Raw genomic sequence first — 16,707 nt, 5'->3', positions numbered from 1 at the left:
ATGGAATTGCATTCAGGAACATTTAACCCGGACGATTTTGCCTGGCGTGGACTGACGTTAACGCCAGCGGCTGCGGCGCATATCCGTGAGCTGGTGGCAAAGCAACCTGACATGTTGGGTGTGCGTTTAGGCGTGAAGCAAACGGGGTGCGCGGGATTCGGCTACGTGCTGGATACCGTCCGCCAACCTGAAAAAGACGATCTGCTGTTTGAAACGGAGGGCGCCAGACTTTATGTGCCGTTGCAGGCGATGCCGTTCATTGACGGCACAGAAGTCGATTTCGTTCGCGAAGGATTAAACCAGTTATTTAAATTTCATAACCCGAAAGCCCAGAACGAATGCGGCTGTGGCGAAAGTTTTGGGGTATAGGCGGTACTATGTCTCGTAATACTGAAGCAACTGACGATGTCAACACCTGGGCTGGCGGGCACCTTAATTACAAAGAGGGCTTCTTCACCCAACTGCAAACCGATGAGCTGGCAAAAGGGATCAATGAAGATGTCGTGCGCGCGATTTCGGCAAAACGAAATGAACCCGACTGGATGCTGGAATTTCGCCTGAATGCCTTTAAAGCGTGGCTGACCATGGAAGAACCACACTGGCTTAAAGCGCATTACGACAAACTGAATTATCAGGAGTACAGCTATTACTCCGCACCTTCCTGCGGTAACTGCGATGAAACCTGTGCGTCTGAACCGGGAGCGGTACAGCAAACGGGCGCGAATGCATTTTTAAGCAAAGAGGTTGAGGACGCATTCGAACAGCTTGGCGTGCCGGTACGTGAAGGCAAAGAAGTGGCGGTTGATGCTATTTTCGACTCGGTATCGGTAGCGACCACCTATCGCGACAAACTGGCGGAGCAGGGCATTATTTTCTGTTCGTTCGGTGAGGCCATTCACGATCATCCTGAGCTGGTAAAACAGTACCTGGGCACGGTTGTCCCCGGCAATGACAATTTCTTTGCCGCGCTGAATGCGGCGGTGGCATCTGACGGCACGTTTATTTATGTACCGAAAGGCGTGCGTTGCCCAATGGAGCTGTCGACCTATTTCCGTATCAATGCGGAAAAAACCGGGCAGTTTGAACGCACCATTCTGGTTGCGGATGAGGGCAGCTACGTCAGCTATATCGAAGGCTGTTCAGCCCCGGTGCGCGACAGTTACCAACTACACGCGGCGGTGGTGGAAGTCATCATCCACAAAGATGCCGAAGTGAAATACTCCACGGTGCAAAACTGGTTTCCCGGCGATGGCAATACGGGCGGTATTTTGAATTTCGTCACCAAGCGCGCACTCTGCGAAGGCGAAAACAGCAAAATGTCGTGGACGCAGTCGGAGACCGGCTCGGCCATTACCTGGAAATACCCAAGCTGCATTTTGCGTGGCGACAACTCGATCGGCGAATTCTACTCAGTCGCGCTGACCAGTGGACATCAGCAGGCCGATACCGGCACCAAAATGATCCACATTGGCAAAAACACCAAATCGACCATTATCTCGAAAGGGATCTCCGCCGGACACAGTCAGAACAGTTATCGCGGCTTAGTGAAAATCATGCCGACCGCTACTAACGCCCGCAACTTTACCCAATGCGACTCGATGTTGATCGGTGCGGATTGCGGGGCACACACCTTCCCGTATGTGGAGTGTCGTAACAATAGCGCCCAGCTTGAACATGAAGCCACCACGTCGCGTATTGGTGAAGACCAGTTGTTTTACTGCCTGCAGCGCGGCATCAGTGAAGAGGATGCCATTTCTATGATCGTGAATGGTTTCTGTAAAGACGTGTTCTCTGAACTGCCGCTGGAGTTTGCCGTGGAAGCGCAAAAACTTCTCGCCATAAGTCTTGAGCACAGCGTCGGTTAAATTTTAAGGAAAGCACATGTTAAGCATCAAAGATTTACAGGTCAGTGTGGAAGATAAGGCGATCCTGCGTGGGTTGAGCCTTGAGGTTCGCCCTGGAGAAGTTCACGCCATTATGGGACCAAACGGTTCAGGGAAAAGTACGCTTTCTGCAACTCTCGCTGGACGGGAAGACTACGACGTCACTGGCGGAACGGTAGAGTTCAATGGCAAAGATTTACTGGAACTGTCGCCGGAAGACCGGGCCGGTGAAGGGATCTTCATGGCATTCCAGTATCCGGTGGAAATCCCTGGCGTCAGTAACCAGTTTTTCCTGCAAACGGCGCTGAATGCGGTGCGAAGTTACCGTGGCGAAGAGTCGCTGGACAGGTTCGACTTCCAGGACCTGATGGAAGAGAAAATTGCGCTGCTGAAGATGCCGGAAGATTTGCTCACGCGCTCGGTAAACGTCGGTTTCTCCGGCGGTGAGAAAAAACGTAATGACATTCTGCAAATGGCCGTACTGGAGCCTCAGTTGTGCATTCTTGATGAGTCAGATTCCGGCCTGGATATTGATGCGCTGAAAATCGTTGCGGATGGCGTGAACTCGCTGCGTGACGGGAAACGCTCATTCATTATCGTCACTCACTATCAGCGCATCCTGGACTATATCAAACCCGATTTTGTTCACGTTCTCTACCAGGGGCGAATTGTGAAGTCCGGCGATTTTACGCTGGTCAAACAACTGGAGGAGCAAGGTTATGGCTGGCTTAGCGAACAGCAGTAACGTGCTGCAACAGTGGCACCATCTGTTTGAGACGCAAGGGGAGACACGCTCACACCATGCGCAGCAGCACTTGCAACAGATGCTGCGTCTGGGGCTGCCAACGCGGAAGCATGAGGACTGGAAATACACGCCGCTGGAGGGATTAACCAATAGCCAGTTTGTCAGTCATGTCGCTGAGATAACGTCAGCCCAATGTGCAGCGTTGTCGCCGACAATTGATGCTGTACGACTGGTGTTTGTTGACGGGCAATTCTCTCCGACGCTCAGCGACAGCACAGACGGTAGCGGTTTTGACATTACCATTGACGATGCGCGCCAGGCGCTGCCAGCGGCTATCCAACCGGAAGTGTTTTTGCACCTTACCGAAAGCCTGTCCCGTAGCGTAACGCACATTCAGGTGAAGCGTAACCAGCGCCCCGCGAAACCGCTGCTGCTGCTGCATATAACCCAGGGGCTGGCGGGCGACGAGGTGAATACGGCGCACTATCGCCACCATCTTGAGCTAGCGGAAGGCGCAGAAGCCACCGTCATTGAACACTATGCCAGCCTCAGCGAGCGTCGCCATTTCACTGGCGCACGCTTAACGATGAACGTCGCGGCAAACGCCCATTTGCGCCATATTAAACTGGCGTTCGAAAATCCGCTCAGCCACCACTTCGCGCATAATGACATTCAATTGGGCGCGGATGCGACTGCCGTTAGCCATAGTTTCTTGCTTGGTGATGCGGTATTGCGCCATAACACCAGTACGCAGCTTAACGGTGAAAACACCACGCTTCGGCTGAACAGTCTGGCGATGCCGGTGAAAAATGAAGTCTGTGATACACGGACCTGGCTTGAGCACAACAAAGGGTATTGCAACAGTCGCCAGCTGCATAAAACGATTGTCAGCGATAAGGGACGAGCGGTCTTCAATGGTCTGATCAACGTCGCCCAGCACGCCATCAAAACCGACGGTCAGATGACCAACAATAATTTGTTGCTCGGAAAGCTGGCGGAGGTGGATACCAAGCCACAGCTCGAAATCTACGCCGACGATGTGAAATGCAGCCACGGGGCGACGGTAGGACGGATCGACGACGAGCAGATGTTCTATCTGCGTTCGCGAGGGATCGGCCAGCAGGATGCTCAACACATGATTCTCTATGCGTTTGCCGCTGAGCTGACGGAAGCCCTGGGCGATGAAACGCTGAAACAACAGGTACTGGCGCGGATCGCCCAACGCTTGCCGGGAGGCACAGCATGACATTTCCCATTGAAAAAGTACGGGCAGACTTTCCGGTCCTGACGCGTGAAGTGAACGGTTTACCGTTGGCGTATCTGGACAGCGCTGCCAGCGCGCAAAAACCCAATCAGGTGATTGATGCCGAGGCCGAGTTTTATCGTCACGGCTATGCGGCGGTCCACCGCGGTATTCATACGCTGAGCGCCCAGGCCACGGAAAAAATGGAAAATGTGCGCAAGCTTGCCTCGTTGTTTATTAACGCCCGCTCAGCGGAAGAGCTGGTGTTTGTTCGTGGTACGACGGAAGGCATCAATCTGGTGGCGAACAGCTGGGGCAGCAGCAATGTGCGAGCGGGCGATAACATTATCATCAGCGAAATGGAGCACCACGCCAATATTGTGCCCTGGCAGATGCTGTGTGCCCGCGTAGGGGCAGAGCTGCGTGTTATTCCGCTCAATGCCGATGGTACGTTGCAGCTGGAGACGCTGCCGACGCTGTTTGACGATCGTACGCAACTGCTGGCGATTACCCACGTTTCTAACGTGTTGGGTACCGAGAACCCGTTATCGGAAATGATTGAGCTAGCGCATCAATACGGCGCAAAAGTGTTGGTGGATGGCGCGCAGGCGGTGATGCATCATCAGGTGGATGTCCAGGCACTGGATTGCGATTTTTATGTTTTCTCCGGGCATAAACTTTATGGACCAACCGGTATTGGCGTTCTGTATGCCAGAGAGTCGCTGTTGCAGGAGATGCCACCCTGGGAAGGCGGTGGTTCAATGATTGCGACGGTGAGTTTGAGTCAGGGAACAACGTGGGCCAAAGCCCCCTGGCGTTTTGAAGCCGGAACGCCAAACACCGGAGGTATTATCGGACTCGGCGCGGCTATTGAGTATGTTTCAGCACTGGGGCTTACTGAAATCAGCGAATATGAACAGTTCATGATGCGCTATGCATTGGAGCAGCTGGCAGATGTACCTGATTTGACGCTCTACGGGCCGGATAACCGCCTGGGTGTGATTGCATTTAACCTTGGTAAACATCACGCCTTTGACGTCGGCAGTTTTCTTGATAACTATGGAATAGCCGTGCGGACGGGACATCACTGCGCTATGCCGCTGATGGCCTACTATAACGTTCCTGCTATGTGCCGGGCGTCGATTGCAATGTACAACACCCATGAAGAAGTGGATCGCCTGGTAACGGGCCTCAAGCGTATTCATCATTTACTGGGCTAACAGGGAGGCGTTATGGCTGCGCTACCGGATAAAGAAAAGTTGTTGCGTAATTTTCTGCGTTGCGCTAATTGGGAAGAGAAATACCTGTACATTATTGAGCTGGGTCAGCGTTTGCCGGAATTAAACGACGACCTACGCTGCCCGGAAAATAGCATCCAGGGATGTCAAAGTCAGGTATGGATTGTTATGAACCAGAATGGCGAAGGGATTATTGAATTACAGGGCGACAGTGATGCGGCAATTGTTAAAGGACTTATTGCCGTGGTATTCATTTTGTATGATCGCATGACGGCCCAGGATATTGTGAATTTTGATGTGCGTCCGTGGTTTGAAAAAATGGCGCTCGCACAGCACCTCACACCGTCTCGTTCACAAGGGCTGGAGGCGATGATTCGGGCTATTCGCGCCAAAGCCGCAAGTCTTAGCTAAACTGATAAAACACGTTAACTTTCAGACCGACTTGAAAGCGTTCGTGTAAGGCAACGCAGTGACTCGTAAGCCGGATTGGGCGCTCGCCGCGGTCCGGCAAGAACGCCAGGGGGGTGAGTGAGTATGAAACGCGCGTCTGTTATTACGTTAATGCTAATCGGCGCTTACAGCGCTATTCAGGCCGCATGGGCGGTCGATTATCCTTTGCCCCAGGCGAATAGCCGCCTTGTTGGGCAAAACCAAACCTACACCGTGCAGGAAGGCGATAAAAATCTACAGGCGATAGCCCGTAAGTTTGATACCGCTGCCATGCTGATCCTTGAAGCCAACAATACTATTGCCCCCGTACCTAAACCCGGAACCCTGATTACTATTCCCTCACAATTACTGCTGCCGGATGCACCACGCGAAGGCATTATTGTGAATCTGGCGGAACTGCGTCTGTATTACTTCCCGCCGGGAGAGAATATTGTTCAGGTATTCCCAATTGGTATCGGTTTGCAGGGGCTGGAAACGCCGGTAATGGAAACCCGGGTTGGGCAGAAAATCCCGAATCCTACCTGGACCCCTACACCAGGCATCCGTAAACGCTCTCTGGAGCGCGGCATCACATTACCGCCTGTTGTACCTGCCGGGCCAAATAACCCGTTAGGACGCTTTGCACTGCGTCTGGCGCATGGAAACGGTGAGTATCTGATCCATGGCACCAGCGCGCCGGACAGCGTGGGCCTGCGTGTGAGTTCTGGTTGTATTCGCATGAACGCGCCGGACATTAAAGCACTGTTTGCTCAGGTCCGCACAGGCACGCCGGTCAGGGTGATTAATGAGCCGATAAAATATTCGATTGAGCCGAACGGCATGAGGTATGTCGAAGTGCATCGACCGCTGTCGCCGGAAGAGGAACAAAACGTCCAGACCATGCCGTATGTGCTGCCAGCCGGTTTTACCCAGTTTAAAGACAATAAAGCGGTGGATAACAGTCTGGTGGAAAGGGCGTTGTATCGTCGTGCAGGTTATCCGGTCACCGTCACTGCCGGGCAAGCATCGGTCGCGAGCAATGGGCCAGAAGTGAAGTCTGCGCAAAATGGCGTGCCGGGAGGAGATGCTGAGGTGCGCGCTACGCAATAACAGGGAAGGGGAATTCAGAGCAAAAAAAATGGCGCACAATGTGCGCCATTTTTATTACACAGATACTATTACTTGCGGTATTTAGTAGCTGCGTTGTCCAGACGCTGGTTAGCGCGAGCTGCGTCATCTTTAGCAGCCTGAACGTCGGAACGCATTGCGTTCACGTCGTTGCTCAGCTGGTCAACTTTAGCGTTCAGAGTCTGAACGTCAGAAGACAGCTGATCGATTTTAGCGTTGCTGGAGCAACCTGCCAGCAGAGTAGAACCCAGGATTACCGCGCCCAGTACCAGTTTAGTACGATTCATTATTAATACCCTCTAGATTGAGTTAATCTCCATGTAGCGTTACAAGTATTACACAAACTTTTTTATGTTGAGAATATTTTTTTGATGGGAATGCACTTATTTTTGATCGTTCGCTCAAAGAAGCATCGAATTGTGCAAAAACGGCTAAAAACCCGAGTGAAAACAGAAAGCTTCCATCGGATTCATCTTAGATAATCACGGATTAGATAGTGAAATCCGATTTGATTTTTTATTAATTGTGGCTATCGATAAAATAAAAAAAGCGCCACCAGGGCGCTTTTTTAAGCAAATTAATTCGCGATGGAATTATTACAGCACGTGAACGGATGCGGTGTTGGTGGTGCCGCTCGGAACCAGTGCGCCAGAAACCATAACCACAACGTCACCTTTTTGAGCCAGACCGCTTTCCAGAGCGACTTCTTTACCCAGACGATAGAAATCATCGGTAGAGCTGATTTCTTTAACCACCTGTGCAACAACGCCTTTGCTCAGCACCAGCTGACGCGCGGTAGTTTCGTTGGTGGTCAGCGCCAGGATGGTGGCATCCGGGAAGTATTTACGTACTGCGCGAGCAGATTTACCACCCTGGGTTGCGACGACGATCAGCGGCGCGTCCAGTTTTTCAGCAGTTTCAACCGCGCCACGGCAAACGGCTTCGGTGATGCGCAGTTTGCGGCTGTCGTTGTTGAAGTCCAGACGGCTGGTCATCACACGGTCAGTACGCTCACAGATGGTCGCCATGATGGTAACGGCTTCCAGCGGGTATTTACCTTTTGCAGACTCGCCAGACAGCATTACTGCGTCGGTACCGTCGAGGATGGCGTTCGCTACGTCACCGGCTTCAGCGCGGGTCGGACGCGGGTTTTTGATCATGGAGTCCAGCATCTGGGTCGCAGTGATAACGACTTTACGTGCACGGATACATTTTTCGATGATCATCTTCTGCGCGAAGATAACTTCTTCAACCGGGATCTCAACGCCCATATCGCCACGCGCAACCATGATGCCGTCAGACGCTTCGAGGATTTCGTCGAAGTTGTTCAGGCCTTCCTGGTTTTCGATTTTGGAGATGATCTGGATGTTTTCGCCGCCGTGCGCTTTCAGGTGCTCACGGATTTCAACGACGTCAGAACGTTTACGGATAAAGGACGCTGCAACGAAGTCAACGCCTTGCTCGCAACCGAAGATCAGGTCTTGTTTGTCTTTTTCAGCCAGTGCTGGCAGCGCGATGGAAACGCCCGGCAGGTTAACGCCTTTGTTTTCGCCCAGGTCGCCGTTGTTCAGCACTTTACAGATAACTTTGTTACCTTCGATAGCGGTAACTTCCATGCCGATCAGACCATCGTCAACCAGAACGGTGTTGCCGACGGACAGATCTTTAGTGAAGCCTTCATAAGTAACAGCAACGATTTCGTTGTTGCCTACGACAGATTTGTCGGTGGTGAAGGTGAAGGTCTGGCCCGCTTTCAGGGAAACGTCGTTACCGCCTTCCAGTTTGATGGTACGGATTTCCGGACCTTTGGTGTCGAGCAGGATTGCGGCTTTCTTGCCGGTTTTGCTCATGACGTTGCGCAAGTTCTTGATGCGCTGACCGTGTTCTGCGTAGTCGCCGTGGGAGAAGTTCAGACGCATGACGTTCATGCCCGCGTCCAGCATTTTGGTTAACATCTCTTCGGATTCGGTTTTCGGACCGATGGTGCAAACAATTTTCGTCTTTTTCATGACAGTCTTAGTCTTTAAGTTGAGAAGGATATGGAAATCTGGCTCCCGCCGCGCACGGACGGGAAGCTAAACCTGAGTTACGAAAGTTGTGATGCCTCGCTCTAAGGATAGGTGACATCGAAAGAGCGTGCAGAGGAATGTGTGCTTGTGTTTCAGCCCAACGGGATGGTGAGTTTTGTAGTCGTTGAGTTTTACAGGTCAATGTGCTGAAACCATTCAAGAGACAATTGGCGCGCATTATACGCTGAAAATTATCAAAAAGGAAAATGGAAACAGCGTTTCAAAACACTTCTGTGCAGTTTTACAATAAATATTCATTAATTTGTTCATCGGTATGGATAAAGAGGTTATCGGGCGTTGCGTTCTGTTGCGCAACAAACTGCATTTAACATCCTGATGACTATGTTTTATACGGTTGACGTTGATCTTGTAATATATTTCTAAAAGTTATATCAAATTCGTTTTAATTCATTCTAAAAGCCAATTCCACTGATTACACTCGTTTGGACATCTATACTGCTAAACAGCTAAAAGCGATAGCAGAAGAACAATAAGCAGCAGCGGATACCCAAACGACATGATTGTCCTGAAAAATATTTCGAAAGTGTTTACGCCAGGCAGGCTTGCCATCACCGCTGTCGATAACGTCAATCTGACGGTTGAACAGGGGCAGATTTACGGAATTATTGGTTACAGCGGGGCAGGTAAGAGCACCTTAATTCGTTTGCTCAATGGTCTCGAAAAACCGACCTCCGGCAGCGTGACGATTAACGGCCACGATATCTCTGCCGCCAGTGGGGAATCGTTACGCCAGGCGCGACTGAAAATCAGCATGGTGTTTCAACACTTCAATTTGCTGTGGTCGCGGACCGTTAGCGAAAATATTGCTTTCTCTATGCAAATCGCCGGTGCGTCCAAAGCGTCCATCAAAGCGCGGGTTGCTGAACTGATTACGCTGGTTGGGCTGAGCGGTCGTGAAAATGCGTATCCTTCCCAGCTCAGCGGTGGGCAAAAGCAGCGTGTAGGAATTGCCCGCGCGCTGGCGAACAATCCGGATGTCCTGCTGTGTGACGAAGCCACCTCGGCGCTGGATCCGCAAACTACCGATCAGATCCTCGATTTACTCCTCGATATTAACCGTCGATTCAAATTGACCATTGTGCTGATCACTCATGAAATGCACGTAGTACGCAAAATCTGCGACCGCGTCGCGGTAATGGAAAACGGCAAGGTCGTTGAGGAAGGTGATGTGCTCAGCGTCTTTACCCATCCTCAGCAGCCTATTACCCGACAGTTTGTTCGTCAGGTGAGCCAGTACACCGAAGAAGACGAGTTTAATCCGCAACTGGCAAGCGAGTTGGGTGGGGTGGTTATCAAATTAACCTTTACCGGGCAACGTACCCATCGGCCTGTGGTTGGGGAATTGACCCTGCGCTATGGCCTGCCGTTCAACATCTTGCACGGCAAGATGACGCAAACCGCACACGGCGTGTTTGGTCAACTTTGGGTGCACGTGGTGGCCTCTGAGGAACAATTGAACAATATTTTGGCCGACCTGCGCCAGAGCGACATTGAAGGCGAGGTGATTCAACATGGCTGAAGAACTGTTTCCCCATCTGAAGTGGGATCAACTGTTAGCGGCAACCCAGGAAACGCTGTATATGACAGCTCTTTCGGGGGCGGCGACCTTTATCCTGGGCATCGCGCTTGGCCTGGCGTTGTTCCTGACAGCGCGCGGCGGATTATTCCCTAATCGCGCGGTATATAGCGCTATTTCACTGGTGGTGAATATCTTTCGTTCGATCCCATTCATCATTTTGATCGTGCTGCTTATCCCGTTTACCAAAGCGATGGTAGGCACCATTCTCGGCGCCAATGCCGCGTTGCCTGCGCTGATCGTGGGGGCCGCGCCGTTTTATGCGCGTCTGGTCGAAATAGCTCTGCGTGAAGTGGATAAAGGCGTTATTGAAGCGACGCGTTCGATGGGCGCACGGCTGAGCACGCTTATTTTTCGAGTTTTACTGCCGGAATCCTCTCCTGCTCTGGTGTCCGGGATCACCGTGACGCTAATTGCGCTGGTGAGCTACAGCGCGATGGCAGGGGTAATTGGTGCCGGTGGTTTAGGGAATTTGGCCTATCTGGAAGGATTCCAGCGCAACCACAGCGACGTCACGCTGGTGGCGACGGTGACGATTTTGCTCATTGTCTTCATCATCCAGCTTTGCGGCGATGTGATCACCTCTCTGTTAGATAAACGCTAATAAAATACGGAAACCATTATCATGAAAAAATCACTGACGTTACTCGCTGCAGCAACCTTAAGCGCCCTGAGCTTTGCCTCCTGGGCTGATACTCTGACCGTTGGCGCGTCTAATGTGCCGCATGCGGAGATCCTTGAACAGGCCAAACCGATTCTGGCGAAGCAGGGGATCGATCTGGAGATTAAACCGTTCCAGGATTACATTCTGCCGAACACTGCGCTGGCTGGCCGTGAGATTGACGCCAACTACTTCCAGCATATTCCGTACCTGAACAGCGTGATTAAAGATCATGCAGGCGATAAAACGTATGACTTCGTCAGCGCCGGAGCGATTCACATTGAGCCGATTGGTATCTATTCGAAAAAAGTGAAATCGCTTAAAGATCTACCGGAAGGCGGCAAAGTCATCATGCGTGATGCGGTATCTGAGGAAGGCCGAATTCTGTCGATTTTCGAAAAAGAGGGAGTGATCAAGCTGAAGCCGGGCGTGGATAAAGTAACCGCGCGCATTAGCGATATCGTCGAAAACCCGAAAAAGCTGAAGTTCCTGCCAAACGTGGAAGCCGCGCTGTTACCGCAGATGTATAACAACGACGAAGGTGATGCGGTGGTGATTAACGCCAACTACGCAATCGACGCCGGGCTGGATCCAGTGAAAGATCCTATTGCCGTTGAAAGTGGTGAAAACAACCCGTATGCCAACATCATTACCGTGCATCGTGGCGACGAGAAGAAAAAGGATATCGTAGCGCTGGTTGATGTCCTGCATTCAAAAGAGATCCAGGACTGGATCCGTACTAAATATAAAGGTGCGGTGATCCCGGTAAACAACTAATCCGCTTTTTGCCGGGTGGCGGCAGTGCTTTACCCGGCCTACGATGTCCTGTAGGCCGGGTAAAACGCGTTCGCAATGCCATGCGGCACCAGAGCTACACTCGCTCAATTCTCGCGGGCAACCCCTGACGCACCGACGCACCCGACACCCAGTCAAGCCAGGTATTGGCTACCTGTCGGGTTGGGTCCGCAAAACCCAACTCGTTGAGATTAATCCCCGACTTAATCTGCTCATCAAACGCCATCGGCTCACCGTCGAGGGTATGCCGTGCCGCGCCCATTTCTTTATGTCCGTAACCATGTTCAATGGCGATGACACCCGGCATGACGCCATGCAGCAGGCTTATCTGCGCTTGCGCCTGACCGCCTGGGGTAGTGATACGCACGATATCGCCGTGTGCTAAACCATACCGCTGACCATCCTGTGGATTGAGCGCCACCAGATTAACCGGCTTCAGATGATGAAGGCGTGGGATCACCGCTGTGGCGCTGGACATGGTATTGGATTTGAAGGAAATCAGTTTCAACGGCCACTCTTGTTCCGGGAACAACTCCTCGATTGCACGTCCATCTGACAGACGTGATGGATACCAGGCCGGGCAGCCGCTGTAGCGCTCGCCGGTAATCGCATGGCGGTGCGCGGCGACGTTCGCATTCCAGATTTGGAGCGGTTTTTCCCAGGCATTGCCGACGCGGTTATCAACTCGCCCACTGTTGTCCGGTGCAAAGCGTCCGCCGCGGGAGTAGATAAACGCCACTCGGCTGATTTCATCGGCTTTCAGCGTTTGGGTCATCACAGGCATGATCCGTTGGACTCCGGTCAGTGCAATGTCTTCCGGCTGTGCCTCTGCAACCGGGGCTTTGCCCATAAACGCAATATTGGCGGCGAGGCGCAGGTAGTAATCTTCCGCACGATTCAACGGATAGTGATTACCTTGCGGGTCGGTAATCGCATTGTCGCCGAAACCGGGTAGCCCGATGCGTTTTGCCACTGCGATACAGAAAGACTCCATTGAGGCCGGTTGACCGTCAGCCGTGAGGCTGGTCGCCGATCTGACAACTGGCCAACGCGCGGTGGTAGCTTTGCTGGCCACGCCCGCCCACGGAGCGCTGAATCCCCAGCTTTCGAAGTTGTGGGTATCCGGCACGATGTAATCTGCCAGCGCCGTGGTTTCGTTCATAAAGGCGTCAATGGCAATAAACAGCGGCAAGCGAGCAGGATCCTTGAGCTTTTCTTCCGCCACGCCGCGTAATCCCGCAATGCCGTAAAACGGGTTGGTCATGTTGGAGATCCAGGCTTTCAGCGGATAAGGGTAACCTTCAAGCGCCGAGACGAGGAGTTCGGTAAGCTGACCGGCGACAAACGGATACCAGGGGGCTTTAGCCGGGAAGGGGGATTGTCCGGCTGCGACCTTATTGCGGTACTCTTCGGAAGACTCATAAGCGGTTTTACTGCGCGCGATGCTTAATCCTTTCGGTTTTACCTTCCCGGCGAAGCTGTCCATGTTGTAGCGCGGACCGTCGGTGGCACCATTGAATTTGCCGCCACCAACAAACACGCCGCCTTCAAGGCTGAGGTTGCCAATCAACGCATTGAGCATCATCACCGACCAGGCGTTATAAAATCCATTACCTGCCATCATACCGCCGTGCGTGATCACTGCCGCTTTACGCCCGTGGCGGGTGAATGCGTCGGCCAGAGCGGCAATGTCTGCTTCTGACACCCCACACTGCTGGCTGTACTGCGTTAGCGACAGTTTCTCTGCGGACTCACGCAGACACTGGAAGCTGCTTTTTACCGTTACTGTCTGCCCGTCGGCCAGCGTCACTTCACGGGTAACAAACAGCTGAGCGCGCGGGCAACTGCTGGCGGCGACAATCTCACCGGCCTCGTTGACGACCACCGGCTCCTGGGCGGCGTTTGCACTCAGATGGGCGAGGGTCAGGTGTTGTCCGGCAAGCGTTGGAATTTCATCGGTAATCACCAGATGCGTAGCGTTAGTCCAGCTTTTTTCTCCAGCCTGCTGCATGGCCTGCACGCCGGGAATGGCGAGATAATCAGCGTTATAGCGTTGTTTATCGATAATCCAGCTTATCATCCCCATAGCCAGCGCGGAGTCGCTTCCCGGTCGTACGGGCTGCCAGTGACCGCGATCGTCAGCCAGCACCGTGGTTAATGGCAGGGCTGGCGCCACCACAACATAGCGGAAGTCGTCACGTAAACGGGCGCTGGCCAATTGGCGGGCCTGGCGCTTAAACGGGTTGCCGGATTGCGCCGGAGAGGTGCCCATAAACAGCGCGAATTCGACGTTATCCCAGTCGGGTTTCACGTGGGTATTTTTATCCAGATCGCCCATTAACGCGCCGGAACCGGCCCGATAGGCCAGGCCGCAGTAAGCGCCATGAGCACCGAAGTTTTTACTGCCGAAACTGTTCAGCGCGAAGCGACGTAAAAAGGTATCACGTCCTTCATCGCTGGTATTGGTGACCAGCAGTTGATTGGATTTTGGGCCAAAGCCGGGATGTTTCGCATCAAGCGGTGTAGTGGGATCGTGGATGGCTCTCAGACCATCAACGTGGCCTTCACCAAACAAATCGCCACCTTCCACCACCTCTTTGATCAGCTGTTCGAAGCTGATGCGCTGCCATTTTCCTTCACCGCGTTTACCGACGCGCTTCATGGGCTCCAGTATACGTAGCGGGCTGTACAGACCTTCGAGTAAGGTTGCGCCACGGGCGCAGGCGGTAGAACGTGCGTCAAGACCTGACTCCCCGGCCAGCTGTTCCAATGCCGTGGCAAAGGGGACAGAGGCGTCTATATGGTGCTCGTGCGACAACGGATGATAAGGGTTGCCCGCAATGCGCAGCACTTTGCCTTGCTCAGTGTCAACGCGAACCCGTACACCACACTGCGTCCAGCAACCAAAGCACTGCGTCATCGAGATCACCTGCTGCGGGTTTTGCTGCCAGTGAGGCCGGGCGTTGGCTTCGGGGATGAGAGCGTTGGCAAAAATGCGGTCACGGGTAATTTTGCCCGAGGTTCCGTCCAACAAACCGTCTATTGCGCGCTTTGCCACATCCCGATAACTCAGGCCAAAAGTCACCATGCCACCTACGGCAAGGCCCACTTTAAGCCACTGACGACGGGTTAAATTAGCCATGTTGCATTCTCCTTGCGATCGCGTTCAGGGCTTCACGAACAATAATAATCAGTGCTATCCACAGGCCGAAGGTACCCACAATAGCCAGCCAGCCATCGGTGCCGCCGGGCAGGGTATAGGGATTAAACTGCGCGTTAAATTTCGGTACGGTCTGCACCTGGATGAGTAACGTCCAGCGCATTAGCCAGCACAGCGCCATAGCGCTAAAAGCGAGTAATATGCGCAGCGGTAGCGACAAGGGGTAACGTACAACCAACCCGCAAAGAGCAAGCGAAACAAGCCATAGCGCAACCCAACCGATAGCGTAGTGTTGTGCTGAAGAGGCAACATCCAGCCACTGACGGATAGCCGAACCGGAAAGCGTATTACCACTCGCCCAGATCACCACCACGATAGCCAGCGCGATCAACGTGACCATTTGCCCCCACGCTAGCTTACGCGGTAGTGCGTCCTTGCTATTTGTCGTGGCAATAAGCAGGGCAAGAAATGTTTGCAGCGCGCTGAGGAACATCGCAACCGGAAAGGCGTAACTGAACCAAATGGGACGCGCCTGTACCACCGACACTTCACGGCCGGTGTAAACCAGCAATCCGATGGCGGACAGCGCGCTACCAAGTGCTAACCATTTTGTGACGCTGTAACTTTTTAGCGTTAGTCGTTTCACATGCTGCGCCAGAAACCACAGACCTAAAAAACCGGTAAACAGCGGTAAAAACAGCGCGCCCCACGGCATCCAGGACCATGGCGTCGGATACGCATAGAAGTGCCAGACGCGGGCGGTTTGGTGTAGATCAGCGGTCAGCGCCAGCGGCGCGGTAATCGCACAGGTCAGGGCGATTAACAGCGTCAGATTCTCCAGGTTTGCCGTTTCTTTTTTGCGCCAGTGGAGAACGCAGGCGAACAGCGCGGCGCAGGCGGCAATGCCGATGAAAAAGAAATATTGTACGGCCCAGGGTAACCAGCTTACGTCCTGGGGATGGGCCAGAACCTCGTCGATAATCAGTGAATGGCTCATTTAAACCTCCTGCCAGAGAGCGGGTTGAGCTCGTCCCATCAATGGGGTGACAAACGCCTCATCCAGTCCCAGATAGAACACGTGAGGAGACGTACCGCTTTCCGGCTTCAGGACTTTGATGGCGTCATGGTGTTCATGCAGCATTTGTGAAATGCGGCTGTGCGGATCTTTAATATCGCCAATGATGCGCGCGCCGCCGACGCAGGATTCCACACAGGCCGGGAGCAGCCCTGCTTCTAGGCGGTGAACGCAAAAGGTACATTTATCGGCGGTTTGCGTTTCATGATTGATGAATCGCGCATCATAAGGGCAGGCCTGCACGCAATAGGCGCAGCCCACGCAGCGTGTGTTGTCGACCACCACAATGCCGTCTTCGCGTTGGAAAGTGGCCTGCACCGGGCAAACGGGCACGCAAGGGGGATTATCACAATGGTTGCACAGTCGCGGCAGCAGGACGTTGGTGACGCTTTGCTGACCTTCAATCTGTACTTGATACTGGTTGACGAGGGTACGAAATTCGCCCTGTGGCGTTTGGTTTTCAATGGCGCAACTGACGGTACAGGCCTGGCAGCCGATACAGCGTCGCAGGTCAACCAGCATGGCGTAGCGATGCTGTTGTGAGCCTTCCCGGCGTTCAGGCGAATAGGGAAATTGCGCCTGAGCCAGCGGAACCAGTGATGCCCCAGCGGTCAGGACGCCCAGTTGCTGGAGAAACTGCCGTTTACTGCTGTCCATATTTTCTCCCGTCACGATGCAACAACG

The 16,707-nt window shown here is 53.1% G+C and carries 16 protein-coding genes; 10 read left to right on the top strand and 6 right to left on the bottom strand.

From position 1 onward, the window contains the following. The 7 genes from sufA (at position 1) to ldtE (ending at position 6,648) form a co-directional block, all read left to right on the top strand. Positions 1 to 369 (top strand): Fe-S cluster assembly scaffold SufA, encoded by a 369-nt coding sequence (gene sufA, locus OGY06_RS04600; protein WP_003832645.1) that lies wholly within the window; start codon positions 1 to 3, stop codon positions 367 to 369. Between the two features lie 8 nt (positions 370 to 377). Continuing rightward, positions 378 to 1,865 carry a Fe-S cluster assembly protein SufB gene (gene sufB / locus OGY06_RS04595; protein WP_003832647.1) on the top strand — a complete coding sequence of 496 codons (1,488 nt, stop codon included), beginning with the start codon at positions 378 to 380 and terminating at the stop codon, positions 1,863 to 1,865. A gap of 16 nt (positions 1,866 to 1,881) precedes the next feature. Beyond that, complete coding sequence (gene sufC / locus OGY06_RS04590) at positions 1,882 to 2,628, top strand: Fe-S cluster assembly ATPase SufC (protein WP_003832649.1); 747 nt, start codon at positions 1,882 to 1,884, stop codon at positions 2,626 to 2,628. Continuing rightward, positions 2,603 to 3,874 carry a Fe-S cluster assembly protein SufD gene (gene sufD / locus OGY06_RS04585; protein ID WP_286604833.1) on the top strand — a complete coding sequence of 424 codons (1,272 nt, stop codon included), beginning with the start codon at positions 2,603 to 2,605 and terminating at the stop codon, positions 3,872 to 3,874. The genes sufC and sufD overlap by 26 nt, the downstream gene beginning before the upstream one ends. After that, a complete protein-coding gene (sufS, locus tag OGY06_RS04580; RefSeq protein ID WP_008784609.1) occupies positions 3,871 to 5,091 on the top strand; it encodes a cysteine desulfurase SufS in 1,221 nt (406 codons plus the stop codon). Before sufD ends, sufS begins: the two co-directional genes overlap by 4 nt. A 12-nt stretch (positions 5,092 to 5,103) precedes the next feature. Beyond that, entirely contained in the window at positions 5,104 to 5,520 is a 417-nt protein-coding gene (gene sufE, locus OGY06_RS04575) for a cysteine desulfuration protein SufE (RefSeq protein WP_191221551.1), read from the top strand. A 123-nt stretch (positions 5,521 to 5,643) separates the two neighbouring features. Beyond that, positions 5,644 to 6,648 carry a L,D-transpeptidase LdtE gene (ldtE, locus tag OGY06_RS04570; RefSeq protein WP_032943210.1) on the top strand — a complete coding sequence of 335 codons (1,005 nt, stop codon included), beginning with the start codon at positions 5,644 to 5,646 and terminating at the stop codon, positions 6,646 to 6,648. Between the two features lie 68 nt (positions 6,649 to 6,716). Here the strand turns inward: ldtE and lpp are convergent, their stop codons facing one another. From lpp to ynhH, 3 genes are all read right to left on the bottom strand, one after another. After that, positions 6,717 to 6,953, bottom strand: coding sequence for a murein lipoprotein Lpp (gene lpp / locus OGY06_RS04565; RefSeq protein ID WP_003029373.1), 237 nt, complete (start codon positions 6,951 to 6,953; stop codon positions 6,717 to 6,719). A 309-nt stretch (positions 6,954 to 7,262) separates the two neighbouring features. Continuing rightward, positions 7,263 to 8,675, bottom strand: a complete 1,413-nt coding sequence (pykF, locus tag OGY06_RS04560; protein ID WP_003029366.1) for a pyruvate kinase PykF — start codon at positions 8,673 to 8,675, stop codon at positions 7,263 to 7,265. 7 nt (positions 8,676 to 8,682) lie between these two features. Beyond that, a complete protein-coding gene (gene ynhH, locus OGY06_RS04555; RefSeq protein WP_242637968.1) occupies positions 8,683 to 8,877 on the bottom strand; it encodes a protein YnhH in 195 nt (64 codons plus the stop codon). Between the two features lie 375 nt (positions 8,878 to 9,252). Here ynhH and OGY06_RS04550 point away from each other — a divergent pair, with 375 nt between their 5' ends. From OGY06_RS04550 to OGY06_RS04540, 3 genes are read left to right on the top strand one after another with little or no spacing between them, the layout of a single operon-like run. Further along, positions 9,253 to 10,275 carry a methionine ABC transporter ATP-binding protein gene (locus tag OGY06_RS04550; RefSeq protein WP_063941515.1) on the top strand — a complete coding sequence of 341 codons (1,023 nt, stop codon included), beginning with the start codon at positions 9,253 to 9,255 and terminating at the stop codon, positions 10,273 to 10,275. Further along, positions 10,268 to 10,936: a methionine ABC transporter permease gene (locus tag OGY06_RS04545; RefSeq protein ID WP_048214308.1), complete on the top strand. Its 669-nt coding sequence runs from the start codon at positions 10,268 to 10,270 to the stop codon at positions 10,934 to 10,936. Before OGY06_RS04550 ends, OGY06_RS04545 begins: the two co-directional genes overlap by 8 nt. Before the next feature lie 21 nt (positions 10,937 to 10,957). Beyond that, on the top strand, positions 10,958 to 11,770 hold the full coding sequence (locus OGY06_RS04540) for a MetQ/NlpA family ABC transporter substrate-binding protein (protein ID WP_003029358.1): 813 nt from the start codon (positions 10,958 to 10,960) through the stop codon (positions 11,768 to 11,770). Positions 11,771 to 11,864: 94 nt separating this feature from the next. Here OGY06_RS04540 and ttrA read toward each other — a convergent pair whose 3' ends face one another. From ttrA to ttrB, 3 genes are read right to left on the bottom strand one after another with little or no spacing between them, the layout of a single operon-like run. After that, complete coding sequence (gene ttrA / locus OGY06_RS04535) at positions 11,865 to 14,930, bottom strand: tetrathionate reductase subunit TtrA (protein WP_286604831.1); 3,066 nt, start codon at positions 14,928 to 14,930, stop codon at positions 11,865 to 11,867. Next, entirely contained in the window at positions 14,923 to 15,945 is a 1,023-nt protein-coding gene (gene ttrC, locus OGY06_RS04530) for a tetrathionate reductase subunit TtrC (protein WP_003832669.1), read from the bottom strand. The genes ttrA and ttrC overlap by 8 nt, the downstream gene beginning before the upstream one ends. Next, the gene (gene ttrB, locus OGY06_RS04525; protein WP_226804182.1) at positions 15,946 to 16,680 is read right to left on the bottom strand and encodes a tetrathionate reductase subunit TtrB; all 735 of its coding nucleotides are present in this window, start codon (positions 16,678 to 16,680) and stop codon (positions 15,946 to 15,948) included. Between the last annotated feature and the right edge of the window lie 27 nt (positions 16,681 to 16,707).

The sequence above is a fragment of the Citrobacter sp. Cpo147 genome, from assembly GCF_030332405.1.
Classification (GTDB): domain Bacteria; phylum Pseudomonadota; class Gammaproteobacteria; order Enterobacterales; family Enterobacteriaceae; genus Citrobacter; species Citrobacter portucalensis.
The sequence above is the reverse complement of the archived record's forward strand: the minus strand, read 5'-3'. Positions and strand labels throughout refer to the sequence as shown.